The organism is Anaerotignum faecicola, assembly GCA_024460105.1.
Taxonomy (GTDB): Bacteria; Bacillota; Clostridia; order Lachnospirales; family Anaerotignaceae; genus JANFXS01.
Genome location: JANFXS010000560.1, coordinates 1 through 392 on the forward strand (window position 1 = coordinate 1; position 392 = coordinate 392).

1 protein-coding gene is annotated in these 392 nt (G+C 54.3%); it reads left to right on the forward strand.

Annotation, left to right across the window (positions count from 1 at the left end):
* A partial coding sequence (locus NE664_15390) for a UDP-N-acetylmuramoyl-L-alanyl-D-glutamate--2,6-diaminopimelate ligase (GenBank protein ID MCQ4728016.1) occupies positions 1 to 389 on the forward strand: 389 nt, incomplete at its 5' end.
* Positions 390 to 392 lie beyond the last annotated feature (3 nt).

Genomic DNA, 392 nt, shown 5'->3' on the forward strand with positions numbered 1-392 from the left:
CACTGCGTGAGTATCACCCGAAAAGACTTGTCTGCGTGTTCGGATGCGGGGGAAACCGCTCGAAGGACAGACGGTATTCCATGGGCGACAGCGCCGGGAGACTGGCTGATTTTACCATATTGACGGCCGACAATTCCAGATTCGAGAAGACAGGGGATATCATTGCGGATATCCGTTCCTCGATCGAAAAGACAGGCGGTGAGTTCATTGAGATTCCGGACCGGCGGGAAGCGATCGCCTACAGTATGATCCACGCCAGACCCGGAGACATGATAGCGGTCATCGGCAAGGGACACGAGGATTATCAGGAAGTGAACGGCGTCCGCCACCATTTTTCCGACCGGGAAGTGGTGCTGGAGATTGCTGCCGAACTGGAAAAAAATGAATAGCGT